Source organism: Pantoea sp. SIMBA_079, from assembly GCF_046940275.1.
Classification (GTDB): Bacteria; Pseudomonadota; Gammaproteobacteria; order Enterobacterales; family Enterobacteriaceae; genus Pantoea; species Pantoea borealis.
On record NZ_JAWRYR010000001.1, the window covers coordinates 322365 to 334883 of the forward strand.

The window sequence follows — 12519 nt, forward strand, 5'->3', positions numbered from 1 at the left end:
CGCGTGTGCGAATGGACAGAGGGTAAGACGGCGCCCCGCGGCTGGCCGGGGGCGTTCTGGCTTAGCGGTAAACCGGGAAATCTGCACACAGCGACAGCACCTGCTGTTTCACCTGCGCAATTTTCGCCTCCAGCTGCTCCTCGTTGTGCATCACGTCGAGGATGTCTGCGATCCAGCCTGCCAGCGTGCGGCAGTTCTCCTCACTGAAGCCGCGCGTGGTGATCACCGGCGCACCGATACGCAGGCCGGAGGTCACAAACGGCGACTGCGGATCGCCTGGTACGGCATTTTTATTAACGGTAATATTGGCGCGGCCCAGCGCGGCATCCGCCGCTTTACCGGTCAGGCCCTGTTTGATCAGGCTAAGCAGAAACAGATGGTTATCTGTACCCCCTGACACCACATCGTATTGGCGCGAGACAAATACCTCTGCCATCGCCTGCGCATTCTTAACGACCTGACGCTGATACTTCGCGTAGTCAGGCTGCATCGCCTCTTTAAAGGCCACGGCTTTAGCGGCGATCACATGCATCAGCGGACCGCCCTGGCCGCCGGGGAACACGGCAGCATTCAGCTTCTTCTCCAGCTCCGGGTTGGCTTTCGCCAGGATCAGACCGCCGCGCGGACCGCGCAGGGTTTTATGCGTGGTGGTCGTAACCACGTCAGCGAACGGCAGCGGATTAGGGTAGATGCCCGCGGCAACGAGGCCTGCGACGTGCGCCATATCGACAAACAGCCACGCGCCTGTTTTGTCGGCGATAGCGCGAAAGCGTGCCCAGTCAACCACGCGTGAATAGGCAGAGAAGCCAGCCACAATCATCTTTGGCTTATGCTCCAGCGCCAGCGCTTCCACCTGGTCGTAGTCGATCTCGCCCGTGGCTTCATTCAGCCCATACTGCACGGCGTGGTAAATCTTGCCGGAGAAGTTCACGTGCGCACCGTGCGTCAGGTGACCGCCGTGCGCCAGACTCATGCCCAGAACGGTGTCGCCCGGCTGGCACAGCGCCATGTATACCGCCGCGTTGGCCTGTGAGCCGGAGTGCGGCTGCACGTTGGCATAATCGGCCCCGAACAGCGTGCAGGCGCGTTCAATCGCCAGTTTCTCCACGATGTCGACATATTCGCAGCCGCCGTAGTAGCGTTTGGCCGGATAGCCCTCCGCATATTTATTGGTCAGTACCGTACCCTGCGCCTGCATAACGCGCGGGCTGGTGTAGTTCTCTGAAGCGATAAGCTCGATGTGCTCTTCCTGACGCACCGCTTCCTGCTCTATCGCCTGCCACAGTTCACTGTCAAAGCTCTGAATCGTGTCGCTCTTCGCAAACATGCCTGTCTCCTTGCCCGGATAATCGCGCGGCGCCTGCTCCGGTACTGAGCCATTCAGGGCAGCGGTAAATTGAGTGTGGGTTGATAATACCCAGCGCCACTGCGGCCAGGATGTTTGGTAACGCCGGGGCTATGTCAATTTGCGACATAGGGCGGCGCCTGCCTGTCTGCAGCAGGCTGGCACGGCCGTGCCGGGCGGAAAATGGCGAGTTCATGGTGAAATGCGTCGTTATCCGGCATCCATTAATTTTTTACGCCACCGATAATGCGGCGGTTAAACACTACATGGCCGTGAGCCCGGGAGAGCAGAATGAGTATTAGCGTCTTCGATTTATTTAAAGTCGGAATTGGCCCCTCCAGTTCGCATACCGTCGGGCCCATGCGCGCGGCACAGCGCTTTGTTGAGCAGCTGAGCCACAGTGACAGGCGGCAGGCGCTCTGCCGCATCAAGATCGAACTGTTTGGCTCGCTGAGCGCAACCGGACGCGGCCACAGTACTGACAAAGCGGTGCTGTTAGGGCTGATGGGAGCCTCACCGGATACCATCGATCCGCACATCATTAACGCTACGGTACAGGCGATCTGCGAAACCGGTTCGGTAACGCTGCCCTGGGGCGAAAACATCGAGTTTGACTGGCATCAGGATCTGCTGTTCGTGGATGACGTGCTCGCTTATCACCCGAACGCCATGCGGCTGAGCGCGTACTTTCGCACTGGCGACAGCCTTTCCGTGGTCTATTACTCCATTGGCGGCGGCTTTGTACTGGATGAAGAGGAAGCAACGGCCACGGCACATCTGGTGCCGCAGTGCTCACTGCCGTATGACTTCAACAGCGGAGCGGAACTGCTGGCGCACTGCCGCGAAAAAGGGCTGCGTATCAGTACGCTGATGCTGGAAAATGAAAAGGTGTGGCGTGACGAAGCGGCGATCCGCAGCGGGCTGGCACAGATCTGGGAGGTGATGCAGCAGTGTATCGCTAACGGGCTGGCCCAGGAGGGCATACTGCCTGGCGGGCTGCAGGTGCGCCGCCGTGCGCCAGCGCTGTATCAGTCCCTGCGCCGCGCCTCAGCGGAGAATGTCATCAGCTCCACGCTCTCTGCTATGGACTGGATCAACCTCTATGCGCTGGCGGTCAACGAAGAGAACGCCGCAGGCGGGCGGATGGTGACGGCACCGACCAACGGCGCAGCCGGAATTGTACCGGCCGTACTGATGTACTACATGCAGTTTGAAGCGCGCGCGCGCGAAGAAGATGTGGTGGATTTCCTGCTGGCCGCGGCGGCCGTCGGCGCGCTGTGTAAGAAGAATGCTTCTATATCCGGCGCTGAGGTGGGCTGTCAGGGAGAGGTCGGTTCCGCCTGTGCAATGGCGGCAGCCGGGCTGACAGAAGTGCTGGGCGGTACGCCGGAACAGGTAGAGAACGCGGCTGAAATTGCGCTGGAGCATAACCTTGGCCTGACCTGCGATCCGGTGGGCGGACTGGTGCAGGTTCCCTGTATTGAACGCAACGCGATTGCGGCAATGAAAGCGATCAATGCCGCGCAGATGGCGCTGCGCGGCGATGGTCAGCACTTTATTTCGCTGGATAAAGTGATCCGTACCATGCGCGATACCGGACGCGACATGCAGGATAAATACAAAGAGACGTCGAAAGGCGGTCTGGCGGTCAATGCGATTGAATGTTAATGCTGTGTAAGTAATTGGTTACAGCATCTTATGCAGATCGTAATGTGCGCAGGCAGTGAACAGTGACGTAAAAGGGTGCAAAATGCGCTGACTTAACCAAAACGGGTCAGCGCCTGCACTGTTTTGAGGCTGAAAGACGCTAACGCGGCAGCAAAGATCAAATCTGTGAAGCCGAACAAACATTTGTTTCGCTTATGTTAACTGTGTGTCATTTTCGGGATGTCTATCCTGGTGACGAATGGCATGTCTGTTGCTTACTCTATAGGTGATGGAAAGCGATTGGGGGAAATGCCCCCGGGTAATGTTTCTGTTTAGCCTATATAGAGGTCAGCGCACATGTTCGACACAGACGCAATTTTGAAAAGTCCCTCTAATGATATTAAAAAGCGCAGCGTAGGCTTTTTACTCGTCAATAATTTCACCATGATGGCTCTGGCAACCGCAGTGGAACCTTTACGCATGGCGAACCAGCTAAGCGGCAAAGAGCTGTATAGCTGGTGTACCGTCAGTGAAGAGGGTGCGCCCGTTGTGGCAAGTGATGGTATTTCAATTACGCCCGATCATTCGATGGCTAACGTGGCAGCACTGGATGTGCTGATCGTGGTCGGGGGTGTCAACATTACCCGCAGTTATACCAGCCGTCAGGTGAGCTGGCTGCAGAGCATGGCGCGCCGCAAAATCCTGATTGGCGGCATCTGTACCGGACCCTATCTGCTGGCGGAAGCCGGGCTACTGGATGGGTATCACTGCAGCGCACACTGGGAGTGTATTGCGTCAATGCAGGAGGCGTATCCCAAAGTCATCTGTACCAACCAGCTGTTTGTGATTGAGCACGATCGCATGACCAGCAGCGGCGGCACCGTGCCCATGGATATGATGCTGACGATGATCCAGCGCCATTTTGGTCACCAGCTTACCGCCGGGATCTCAGAGATGTTTATCTGCGATCGCGTACGCAATGAATCAGACTACCAGCGTATTCCGCTGCGCCACGTACTCGGTACGGCGCAGCCAAGCCTGGTTGAAGCGGTCTCGCTGATGGAGGCCAATATTGAGGAGGCGATCGATCTTGACGAGCTGGCAGGCTACGTGGGCCTGTCGCGGCGCCAGCTGGAACGGCTGTTTCAGAAATACCTGCGCTGTTCGCCTTCACGATACTATCTCAAGCTGCGGCTGTTCCGCGCCCGCCAGCTGCTGAAACAGACCTCAATGTCGATTATCGAAATAGCCCTGGCGTGTGGCTTTGTCTCTACGCCGCACTTCAGCAAATGTTACCGCGAACACCTGGGCGTACCGCCACGCGAAGAGCGGCGGGGCGTACACAGCCAGGGAGGCGGCAAAACGCTGACGCAATTTTTTATGGCAGAACTGCCCGGTCTGACCAACTGGCAGCAGGAGAGTACGGTATCGGCTTCTCTGCGCATCCTGAATGAAGCGCGTTTTGAGCCAACCTTTGGCTCAGTGGCTTTATCAACGGATGTCTGACGCATCCCGCCTGTAATTCACGCCGGCTGAAAACGCTGCCTTCATGGCAGCTTTTTTATGTCCGCTCATCGGTTTAAATCGCCTGTTCCCTTTCCGGGCTGCGCCAGCTGTCAGGCAAGTGACGTTTTCAGAACAATTCATCCGCAGCGTAAACCCTATTCTGTTTTCATTCGGCCGCACCCGGTTATGAATCAAACCAGAGAGGAAGATATGAACGCTACTGAATTGCATAATTCTGCGATTGTCATCGATGGGCTGGTGATTGCGAAATGGGACAGAGAGCTGTTTGAAGATATGCGCCGCGGCGGGCTGACGGCTGCCAACTGCACGGTCTCCGTGTGGGAAGGGTTTCAGGGCACGGTGAATAATATCGTGGAAATGAATAACCTCATTGCGCAGAACGCCGATCTGGTCACCAAAGTGACCAACACCCGCGATATCCGGCGCGCTAAGGATGAAGGCAAAACCGGCATCCTGATGGGCTTCCAGAATGCGCACGCGTTTGAGGATCAGCTGGGCTACATTCAGGTGTTCAAAGAGCTGGGCGTTGGCGTCGTGCAGATGGCCTATAACACGCAGAACCTGGTGGGCACCGGCTGCTATGAACGTGATGGCGGCCTCTCAGGTTATGGTCATGAAGTCGTGGCAGAGATGAACCGCGTCGGCATGCTGTGCGATCTCTCTCATGTAGGCGCGCAGACCTCTAAAGAGGTGATCCTGGCGTCGAAAAAACCGGTCTGTTATTCCCACTGTCTCCCGTCTGGCCTGAAAGATCATCCGCGCAATAAGTCTGACGAAGAGCTGAAGTTCATTGCGGACCACGGCGGATTTGTGGGCGTCACCATGTTTACTCCGTTCCTGAAGAATGGCATTCACTCCACGATTGAGGACTACGTGGAAGCGATCGACTACATCTTCAATCTGGTGGGGGAAGATCAGATCGGCATCGGCACCGACTTTACGCAGGGCCACGGTCAGGCGTTTTTCGAGTGGCTGACGCACGATAAAGGCTACGCCCGTCAGCTCACCGACTTCGGCAAAATCATCAACCCGGAAGGCATTCGCACGCTGGGTGAGTTCCCGAATTTAACGGCTGCACTGCTGCGCCACGGCTTTACCGAGAAGCAGGTGCGCAAATTTATGGGTGAGAACTGGCTCAACCTGCTGGCAAATGTCTGGCACGAGTGATCATCTGGCCTGTTAACACGAATAAGCGAGGTAAACCATGGCACATGCGCCTGAAATGCCGATCAGCGTCGATGATGAAACCGGCGTCTGGACCACCGATGCGTTACCCATGTTATACGTGCCCCGGCACTTTTTTGTGAACAACCATATGGGGATTGAAGAGGAAATTGGCGCTGAACGCTACGCCGCCATCCTCTACAAAGCGGGCTATAAATCGGCCTGGCACTGGTGCGAAAAAGAGGCTGAACTGCATGGCCTGTCTGGCGATGCAGTGTTTGAGCACTACATGAAACGTCTTTCTCAGCGCGGCTGGGGCTTGTTTTCCACCGAAGCCCTGGATCTGAAACAGGGCACGGCGCGTATCCGGCTCGATCACTCTGCGTTTGTCTACCAGTACGGCAAAGTCAACCGCAAGGTGGACTACATGTTTACCGGCTGGTTTGCCGGCGCGATGGACCAGATTGCACAGAGCCTCGGCTACAGCGTGAAAACTCAGGCGGTACAGACGCAGAGCGCCGCCGAAGAGGGATGTGAGTACGGTGTTTTTACCGTTTCGCCAGTATAAGACCCGGTACGCAGCGCTGGCTGCGTACCCCCGCATTACCACTGAACCGCAGGCTGGCGGGCCGGATATCAGAACGGAATTAAGGTGAAGCTATGTCACAGTTTGATCTGCTGTTTGAGCCATTAAAAATAAATAAACTGACTATCCGTAACCGTATTGTCAGCACCGCCCACGCCGAGGTGTATGCCACTGACGGCGGGATGACCACCGATCGCTATGTGAGATATTACGAAGAGAAAGCCAAAGGCGGCTGCGGGCTCTGTATCTGCGGTGGCTCAAGCGTGGTTTCGATCGACAGTCCGCAGAGCTGGTGGAGTTCGGTTAACCTGAGTACCGACCGGATTATTCCGCACTTCCAGAATCTCGCCGATGCCGTGCACCAGCACGGTGGCAAAATCATGATCCAGATCTCTCATATGGGGCGGCGTTCGCGCTGGGATGGCGAGAACTGGCCTAACCTGATGTCACCCTCCGGCATCCGTGAGCCGGTGCACCGCGCCACCTGCAAAACCATCGAGGAAGAGGAGATCTGGCGCGTCATCGGCGACTTTGCAAAAGCGGCACAGCGTGCCAAAGCGGGGGGTCTCGACGGCGTAGAGTTATCTGCCGTGCATCAGCATATGATCGATCAGTTCTGGTCACCGCGTGTCAATAAGCGCACGGATGAGTGGGGCGGGAGTTTTGAAAAGCGGATGCGCTTTGGCATCGAGGTACTGAAAGCCGTGCGTGACGCAGTCGGACCCGATTTCGTTGTCGGCATGCGTATAACCGGTGATGAGTTCCATCCCGACGGCCTCAGCCATGAAGATATGCGGCAGATTGCCGCCTATTACGATAAAACCGGCATGGTGGATTATTTTGGCGTGGTCGGTTCCGGCTGCGACACCCACAACACGCTGGCGAACGTTATTCCGAATATGAGCTATCCGCCTGAGCCGTTCCTGCACCTGGCGGCGGGTATTAAAGAAGTGGTCACGGTGCCGGTGATCCACGCGCAGAACATTAAAGATCCCAATCAGGCGCAGCGTATTCTCGAAGCGGGCTACGTTGACTTTGTGGGTATGACGCGTGCCCATATCGCCGATCCGCATCTGATCGCCAAGATCAAAATGAATCAGGTGGATCAAATCCGCCAGTGCGTCGGCGCCAACTACTGCATCGATCGGCAATATATGGGACTGGATGTGCTGTGCATTCAGAACGCGGCCACTTCGCGCGAATATATGGGGCTGCCACATATCATCACCAAAACCGAAGGGCCGGTGCGCAATGTCGTGGTGATTGGCGGCGGACCGGGCGGGCTGGAAGCGGCACGGGTCGCGGCAGAGCGCGGGCATAAGGTCACGCTGATAGAACGTGCCAGCGAGCTGGGCGGGCAGATTACGATTGCAGCAAAAGCACCACAGCGCGATCAGATGGCCGGCATCACGCGCTGGTTAGCGATGGAGATTGAGCGTCTTGGCGTCAAGGTAATGACCGACACCACGGCGGATATGGCGATGATCCGCGATCTCACGCCCGACGTCTGCATTCTTGCAACCGGCGGAGAGCCTTTCCTTGAGCAGAACCCGGAATGGGGCGCGGCAGAAGGGCTGGTGGTCTCCAGCTGGGACGTGCTGAACGGCGTCGTGGAGCCTGGCAAGAACGTACTGGTGTATGACTCTATCTGTGAGTTTTCCGGTATGTCCGTCTCCGATTTCCTCGCTGCACGCGGTGCGCTGGTGGAGCTGGTGACCGGCGATATCAAACCCGGCGTGGGTATTGGCGGCACCACCTTCCCGACTTACTACCGCAGCCTGTATGAAAAAGCAGTGGTAATGACCTCCGATCTGGCGCTGGAAAAGGTCTACCGCGAGGGCGAGAAGCTGGTGGCAGTGCTGGAGAATGAGTATACCGGGCAGAAAGAGGAGCGGGTGGTGGATCAGATCGTCGTAGAAAACGGCACCCGTCCCAATGAGGAACTCTACTACGCGCTGAAAGCGGAATCGCGTAACAAGGGACAGATTGACGTAGAAGCGCTGTTTGATATCCGGCCCCAGCCGGTGCTGGAACAGGCGGGCAGCGGCATGATCCTGTGGCGGCTTGGCGACTGCGTATCGCAGCGCAATGTCCACGCCGCGATCTACGATGCGCTGCGTCTCTGCAAGGACCTGTAGTTTCGCCGTCGCTGACGCAAAGCGTGCGGTATCCGGAAGCGGTACCGCACGCTGCATTTAACAGAAATTGTCTGGAAAGGGCACATCATGGTACTTGATCGGATACTCCCCTGGTTACTTCTTGGCGCGGTGATCCTGGCCATCGTGGGTATGGTCAGGCGCGTTCTGCTCTGGCGGCGCGGACAACCGGAGCAGGTTGCCCTGCTAAGCGGCCTGATGGCGATGCCCCGCCGCTATTTAGTTGACCTGCATCACGTGGTCGCACGTGACAAATATATGTCACGTAGCCATGTGGCAACCGCCGGCGGCTTTGTGCTGTCGATGCTGCTGATCCTCATGGTTCATCTGGCAGGCGTCAGCGGCACGCTGGTGGATGGGGTACTGGCGGGTGCGCTGCTGGTGATGTTTAGCGGTGCGCTGTTTATCTGGTATCGCCGCCGCAATCCGCCGGCCCGTCTTTCGCGCGGACCGTGGATGCGCCTGCCAAAAAGCCTGCTGGTGTTTGCAGCCACGTTCTTTATCACCACGCTGCCGGTCTCCGATCTCTTTGGCGAGGCAGGGCGCTGGGTCATGGCTGCACTGCTGCTGGCAGGCATCTGCTGGGGGCTGGGTGAAATGCTGTTCGGCATGGCGTGGGGCGGACCGATGAAACACGCCTTTGCCGGTGCGCTGCATCTTGCCTTTCATCGCCGTCCGGCCCGCTTTGGCGGCGGTCGCTCTGTGGGCCTGAAGCCGGTTGATCTGACTGCCACAAAGCTTGGCGTCGGCGAGCCGGCAGATTTCAAATGGAACCAGCTGCTGGGCTTTGACGCCTGCGTACAGTGCGGTAAATGTGAAGCGATGTGCCCGGCGTTTGCGGCCGGTCAGCCACTGAATCCGAAAAAGCTGATTCAGGATATGGTCATCGGGATGGCAGGCGGCAGCGACGCGCGCTTTGCCGGCAGCCCCTATCCGGGCGTGCCGGTGGGGGAAGCGTGCGGGCAGCCGCATCAGCCGATTGTCGGGGGGCTGATCAAAGAAGAGACGCTCTGGTCCTGCACCACCTGCCGCGCCTGCGTGGAGGAGTGCCCGATGATGATTGAACACGTCGACGCGATTGTGGACATGCGCCGCTTTATGACGCTGGAAAAGGGGCAGACGCCCGGCAAAGGCGCTGAAGTGCTGGATAATCTCAGCCAGACGGATAATCCCGGTGGGTTTAATCCGCGCAGCCGCACGCACTGGTCAGCAGATCAGAACCTGCCGCTGATGCAGGATGTCGGGCAGGCTGACGTGCTGTTCTGGGTCTCAGACGGGGCGTTTGATATGCGCAGCCAGCGTATTCTGCGCGCGTTTGTCAAAGTGCTCAGGGCCGCCGGCGTCAATTTTGCAGTGCTGGGTGATGAAGAGCTGGATAGCGGAGACGTTGCGCGACGCCTCGGCGATGACGCCACGTTTCAGCGGCTCGCCCGCAGCAATATTGCCACGCTGCAGAAATATCGCTTTAACCGCATCGTAACCACCGATCCGCACGCCTTTCACTGCCTGAAAAATGAGTATCCCGATTTTTACCCGGCAGGTACGCAGCCTGACTATGAGGTGCTGCATCACACCACCTTCATTAATGAGCTGGTTAAGGCGCAGCTGCTGGATCTGAAAGATTACAAAGGCGGCAGCGTGACCTGGCATGACCCGTGCTATCTCGGCCGCTACAACGGTGAATATGCGTCACCGCGTGAGCTGCTGGCAGAGCTGGGGATCAAACTCAGCGAAATGGACCGCTCCGGCTTTCGCTCACGCTGCTGCGGCGGCGGCGGCGGTGCGCCCATCACTGATATTCCGGGAGAGCGGCGTATTGCTGACATGCGTATGGAAGATGCAAAACAGACCGGCGCAGAGCTGATTGCCGTTGGCTGTCAGCAGTGTACCGCCATGCTGGAAGGTGTCGTCGGACCGCGTCCGGACGTAAAAGATATCGCTGAACTGGTGGCTGAAGCCCTCAGCGAGCCGAAAAAGCCGCTGCCGGCGAAGCTGCGCGAGCGCCAAATTGCTGTGGAGGTGATCTGATGGAAACCCCTGTACGTCGCGATCCGCGTCTTGAGTGGATTGCCCGCAACCGGCTGCATCCGCAGCATGCAGAGCTGATGCTGCCGGTACAGGAGAGCCGCGGCCCGTCCGGGCTGCTGCGTAAGAATCCGCACGCTGTCGGCTTTACCGGGCCAAATGGACTGAAGCGAATCGATCGCGAGAACGTCAATGCATTTACCCAGCTTTCCGGCCGGCGCAGTAGCGGGACACCGCACGTTGCGGAGCTGCCGCTGCACCGCGTGGCGCAGCCGGATTACTGCGTGGCGGTAGTGCTGGACATGACCGGTGGCCGGCTAACCGGCCACGATCGCGACGTGCTGGGACAGGCGCATCAGCTGGTGCGTGAGGCCGGCGGAGCAGGTGTGGTGATGGCCGTGGTATTTGGTGAACACCGTGAAGAGAGCTTTGCCACTGCGGGCGTTGACCGGCTGCTGCATTTCAGCGGCGATCGTTATGAGGGGTATAACCCGGAACAGCGCATCCATGCGCTGATGGCGGCAGAAAATGAACTGACACCGCGCTTCTGGCTGTTTCCGGATAGCATTGCTGCCGGCTTTGAGCTGGGCTGTCGTTTTGCCGCACGCTGCGGTGAACGACCCGCCACGCAGGTGTGGCGCATAGAAGGCGAGCGCTGTATCAGCCGGGCGGCAGGCGGCAGTGCTGACATTACTCGTCCGGTTGCGCGCGTGATGCTGCTGTCAGCAGAGTGCGCTGAACCCGTGGATGAAACCCGTCATGAAGTGCTGCCGGTGAGCGTCGGGCTGCAGAGTATTGGCGCCGCACGCATCACCGACTGTGGTCTGATGCCGGTTGATCCGGCAGCCGTGCCGCTGGGTGAAGCGGAGTTTATTTTGTCTGCCGGTAACGGCGTCGGCGACTGGGCGCAGTTCCACGCGACCGCAGAGATTCTGGGGGCCACCGAAGGCGCCAGCCGCGTCGCCGTTGATAATGGCCATATGCCGCGTTTCCGTCAGGTCGGCGCTACCGGCACCTGGGTGACGGCGCGGGTCTATCTGGCGGTGGGCATCTCCGGCGCAGTGCAGCATCTGCAGGGGATTGCGCAGTGCGATCGGGTTATTGCCATTAATACCGATCCCGGCTGCGATATGGTCAGCCGCGCGTCGCTGAGCGTCATCGGCGACAGCGATGCGATTCTGGCCGAGCTGGCGCGCCTGGCGCGCGCCTGGCGTAATGAGGAACTTAACCATGCAGCATAAAGCACACCACAGCGGGTGCCGTATTACGGCGCTGATATCCGTCGGACTGCATCCGGAGTCGGGCAGAGCCCGCCGCGCCGGACAGGATGCACGTGCGGTAGAAATGGGGCTGGCGCTGGCCTCCGGCGATCTGGAACTGCTTCACGCCGGCGATCCGCACAACGTGGCGCTGCGCAGCTACGCTGGCATGGGGGTGGAGACGCTGCGCGTGCTGCCAATGACAGAACAGGGCGATGCGGTAGCGGTGCTGAGTCATTATCTTAAACAGGATCACCCGGATGTGATCCTCACCGGCGGCCGGGCGGAGCGCGGCGAGTCGTCGGGTATGCTGCCTTTTTTGCTGGCAGAAGCGCTGGAGATCCCGGTGGTGGTGGGTGTGGCAGAGATAGTCAGCCTGAACGGCACTGACGCCGAAGTGTTACAGGCGCTGCCGCGCGGCCAGCGGCGCCTGCTGCGGGTTGCGCTCCCGTTTATCGCCAGCGTGGACATGGCTGCCGCCGCGCCGCGCCAGAGCGCGTTTGGTCCGGCTAACCGTGCAGAGATTGTCACCGCTGCGGGCAGGGAGGTACCGGATGCGGCGATGGCAGCCTGGGAGATTGCGCCTGCGCGTAAGCGGCCTAAGCGACTGAAAAAAGTGAAAGCTAAAACAGCTGCGGATCGCTTTAAAGCAGCCACGGCTAAATCACAGAGCGAAGGCGGCAAAGTGCTGCAGAATAAGCCGGCGAATGAGATGGCGCAGGCAGTTTTTGATCTGCTGCTGGAGGAAGGCGTGATCCGCTAACTGCCTCTCTGAACGATGAAAACCCGGCTGGCGTTTCACTGCGCCAG

Annotated in this window: 8 protein-coding genes and 1 pseudogene; 8 read left to right on the forward strand and 1 reads right to left on the reverse strand. The window is 58.6% G+C overall.

Translation table 11 applies throughout. The annotated features are described in order from the left end of the window. Positions 1–61: 61 nt before the first annotated feature. A complete protein-coding gene (gene glyA, locus SB719_RS01420) occupies positions 62–1327 on the reverse strand; it encodes a serine hydroxymethyltransferase (protein ID WP_292970769.1) in 1266 nt (421 codons plus the stop codon). A 375-nt stretch (positions 1328–1702) separates the two neighbouring features. Between glyA and SB719_RS01425 the strand changes: the two are divergent. From SB719_RS01425 to SB719_RS01460, 8 genes and pseudogenes are all read left to right on the forward strand, one after another. After that, a pseudogene (locus tag SB719_RS01425) lies at positions 1703–3013 on the forward strand (L-serine ammonia-lyase); the annotation flags it as partial. A 336-nt stretch (positions 3014–3349) separates the two neighbouring features. After that, positions 3350–4498: a GlxA family transcriptional regulator gene (locus SB719_RS01430; protein ID WP_065648989.1), complete on the forward strand. Its 1149-nt coding sequence runs from the start codon at positions 3350–3352 to the stop codon at positions 4496–4498. 210 nt (positions 4499–4708) lie between these two features. Further along, positions 4709–5686, forward strand: a complete 978-nt coding sequence (locus SB719_RS01435) for a dipeptidase (protein WP_065648990.1) — start codon at positions 4709–4711, stop codon at positions 5684–5686. Between the two features lie 37 nt (positions 5687–5723). Further along, positions 5724–6251, forward strand: coding sequence for a 4-vinyl reductase (locus SB719_RS01440; protein WP_065648991.1), 528 nt, complete (start codon positions 5724–5726; stop codon positions 6249–6251). 92 nt (positions 6252–6343) lie between these two features. Next, a complete protein-coding gene (gene dgcA, locus SB719_RS01445; RefSeq protein ID WP_065648992.1) occupies positions 6344–8407 on the forward strand; it encodes a dimethylglycine demethylation protein DgcA in 2064 nt (687 codons plus the stop codon). A gap of 87 nt (positions 8408–8494) precedes the next feature. Then, complete coding sequence (locus SB719_RS01450) at positions 8495–10453, forward strand: (Fe-S)-binding protein (RefSeq protein WP_412158783.1); 1959 nt, start codon at positions 8495–8497, stop codon at positions 10451–10453. Beyond that, positions 10453–11691 (forward strand): electron transfer flavoprotein subunit alpha/FixB family protein, encoded by a 1239-nt coding sequence (locus tag SB719_RS01455; RefSeq protein WP_304235687.1) that lies wholly within the window; start codon positions 10453–10455, stop codon positions 11689–11691. The genes SB719_RS01450 and SB719_RS01455 overlap by 1 nt, the downstream gene beginning before the upstream one ends. Continuing rightward, the gene (locus tag SB719_RS01460) at positions 11681–12472 is read left to right on the forward strand and encodes an electron transfer flavoprotein subunit beta (protein WP_065648995.1); all 792 of its coding nucleotides are present in this window, start codon (positions 11681–11683) and stop codon (positions 12470–12472) included. Before SB719_RS01455 ends, SB719_RS01460 begins: the two co-directional genes overlap by 11 nt. Positions 12473–12519: the final 47 nt, after the last annotated feature.